The 3,489-nt window shown below is 44.1% G+C and carries 2 protein-coding genes; one reads left to right on the top strand and one right to left on the bottom strand.

Annotated elements, in window-relative coordinates; genetic code table 11:
- A partial coding sequence (locus tag G5T77_RS16810; RefSeq protein ID WP_166236267.1) for an IS66 family transposase occupies positions 1 to 624 on the top strand: 624 nt, incomplete at its 5' end.
- A gap of 96 nt (positions 625 to 720) precedes the next feature.
- Here the strand turns inward: G5T77_RS16810 and ponA are convergent.
- Complete coding sequence (gene ponA / locus G5T77_RS16815) at positions 721 to 3,249, bottom strand: penicillin-binding protein PBP1a (protein WP_125278888.1); 2,529 nt, start codon at positions 3,247 to 3,249, stop codon at positions 721 to 723.
- Positions 3,250 to 3,489: the final 240 nt, after the last annotated feature.

Genomic DNA, 3,489 nt, shown 5'->3' on the forward strand with positions numbered 1-3,489 from the left:
GTCTGTGATGATTACAGCGGTTATAAAGCACGCTTTAAATCAGGTCAGGTCATTGAGGTGGGCTGCATGGCGCATGCGCGTCGTAAATTCCATGAACTGCATGTGACCAAAAAAAGTCAGGTCGCTGAACAGGCATTAGTGCTGATTCAGAAACTGTATGCGATAGAAGCAGAACTCAGGAAAAAGACCGATGGTACAGCGGAAGACCGCCGCGAATACCGACAACAGCATAGTCAACCGGTGATGCAACAACTGTATGAATGGCTCAACCAACATCAACTGACTGTGCCATCGAGTTCTCCAACCGCCAAGGCGATCAATTACACTCTGAAGCGTTGGCCAGCTTTAAGCCGCTATCTGGATGATGGCAATCTACCGATTTGCAATAACTGGGTGGAAAACCAGATGCGCCCCTGGGCGTTGGGACGTAAGAACTGGTTATTTGCAGGTTCGCTGCGCAGCGGTCAGCGAGCAGCCAATATTATGACATTAATCCAGTCAGCAAAGCTGAATGGGCTGGATCCCTATGCCTATTTAAGTGATGTGCTGAAAAGGTTGCCGACACATAAAGTGACTCAGATTGAAGAATTGCTACCACACCGCTGGAAACCTGAACCGAATTAAAAAATAGGCATGGGGTTCAGCGGACGCTTACGAAGTAAATCGGTTATTTAGAAATAAAAAATCCCTCATTATTGAGGGATTTTTTATTGGTTCAGATTATTCAAGTTCTTCAATCAAGTTTTCCAAAGGATCCACCACCCGATTTGGTTGTAGTGGCTGGTCTCTTGGCGCCACTCTTTCATCATCCGGTATGTGGATTTCCTGATCAGGCAAATCTTCAAAATCATTGCTTTGTCGCTTAGGTGCTACAACCGGGGCAGGGCGATATAGAGGCGTCGCTAAAGGTGGAGAAGACGGATCATGCTGTTCCTGCTCACCTTGCACTACTTTATTACGGTTAATAGGTGCTTTAGCATTACGATCCAGGCGAACCCAAGCTTCTGGTGTACCTTTTAAGGCATTACCCATAAAGTCGGTCCAGATTGGTAAGGCTGCCACGCCACCGTATTCACGGCGACCTAAAGTTTTTGGCTGGTCGAAACCGACCCAGGCAACGGTGACCAGCTTGCCATTAAAACCTGCAAACCAGGCATCTTTGGCATCATTGGTGGTACCGGTTTTACCCCCAATATCGCTACGACCAATTCTTAAAGCAGCACGTCCCGTACCATGCTGAATCACATCACGCAGGATATTGGCCATATCATAAGCAGAACTAGATTTTAAAATACGTTCTGCCTGACGGTAATTACTGTCTTCAGCCGAGATTTTTGGTGTCTCTGGTTTTTGCGCTAGGGTCTTGTTATTGATTTCAATTGCTTCATCATCAGGAGTGAGTGCGCCTGTTGGTTGAGGACTTTCTTCCTGAGCATTAATACACGAGATGCAGGCATATTCAGGCTTAGCCTCAAAAATAGTCTTGCCATAGGCATCTTCGATACGCGTAATAAAATGTGGCTGAATCCGATAACCGCCATTGGCGAACGTAGCATAACCAGTGGCCATCTGGATTGGTAAAACCTGAGGCGTGCCTAGAGCAATGGTGTAGTTACGTGGAATCTGGTTATCCTGCAAGCCAAAATCCATAAATAACTGACGGGTACGTTCAATACCGACGGTTTGTAATAGACGAACTGAAACCGTGTTACGTGACAGATATAAAGCACGACGTAAAGGAATCATCCCTAAATAACGGCCATCCGAATTACGCGGACTCCATTTACCAATAGTAATCGGTGCATCATTGACCATGGTGTGTGGAGTCATACCACGTTCTAAAGCCAGAGCGTAAACGAAGGGTTTAATAGTTGAACCCGGCTGACGCCAGCCTTGAGTCGCACGGTTAAATTTGGATTGATAAAAATTATAACCACCCACAATGGCTTCAATCGCACCATTATTCGGGTTCAATGCAATTAATTGGCCCTGTACCTGAGGCGTTTGTACCAGTGCCCAGGAACTTTTATTCTCGTTAGGTCTTAAACGAACAATATCTTTAACTTTAACAATCTGTGAGGCTCTGCTTGGTGCAGCACCTACACTATCTGCACTACGATAAGGACGGGCCCAGGACATGCCTGACCAAGGCACAGTTACGGTTGTACCATCCTGCATCAATGCTTCAAAGCTATTATTATTGACCTTGGTCACTTCAGCAGGGTAAGTGTTGGCATAGACACGGAAATTTTGCAGGGGCTGATCATGAGCCTCAGCACCTCGCCAGCCATGACGACGATCATACGCCTCTAAACCATCCTGTACTGCCTGTTCAGCATAAGCCTGACGTTCACTGTGGATCGTCGTGTAGACTTTATAACCTGAATCTATCGCCTGTTCACCAAAATTTTCTACCAGTTCAGAGCGAACCATTTCACCGACGTAGGGGAATTTGTTACGCGTACTACGGTTAGGCATATCCAGGTTAATCGGTTCAGCAATGGCTTCCTGATATTGGCTTTGATTCAGATACCCCAATTGCAGCATGCGACCTAAAATCCAGTTACGGCGCTCTAATGCACGTTTAGGGTTGGCCACCGGATTATAACGAGAAGGTGCTTTAGGTAGGCCAGCAATCATTGCCATTTGCGCAATCGAAAGCTCATCTAAACTTTTGTTGTAATAGATTTTCGCTGCTGCCGCAATGCCGTAAGCATTTTTCCCCAAGAAAATTTTATTGACATATAAAGTCAGAATTTCTTCTTTACTTAAATTCTGTTCTATTTTACGTGCCAGGAAAATTTCAGTCAGCTTACGCTTTAAAGTACGTTCGGGACTTAAATAGTAGTTTTTGGCGACCTGCATGGTAATGGTCGAACCGCCAGTCTGTACATCAGAGCCGGTAATAGTTTCACTGACTGCACGTCCTAAGCCTTTAAAGCTGATCCCGCTGTGTTCGAAGAAACTAGAATCTTCTGCAGCGAGGAAGGCGTGAATAAATTCTTTCGGAATCTGTTCATAATTCACAGGAACAGAAAGCTTGCCACCATACTCTGCAATGAGCTCGTTATCTGAGCTAAAAACTTGTAAAGGCTTTAATAAAGGTGCCTTTTTAAGCGTAGACATTTCAGGCAAAGATGGGGCAATATAGAGATACATGCCATAGAAACCCATCGGAATTGAGATCAAAATAATGATAATGATCAAAAAAAATGGATGAACAAGGCCTGAACAAGATAGCTTTTTCATAACAAGTAAGTTTTAATAAGAGCTAATGGCAAACTAATTACCGGTCAGTATATCCTTTAGATATACATATTGTTAGATGAGTTATTGTATCTGTATAAAATTATAGGCCGGCACAGATTGGTGAGTTTGTTTTTATTGGGGATAAAAAAATAATAGGAATTGTATTAGATCTCTTGCGAAAGTCATTATTGCAAGTTTATCCGGTTTACGAGTGCAGCAATTAAGTTAATGCGTAAACCG

This window comes from Acinetobacter sp. GFQ9D191M (assembly GCF_011174875.1).
Lineage (GTDB): Bacteria > Pseudomonadota > Gammaproteobacteria > Pseudomonadales > Moraxellaceae > Acinetobacter.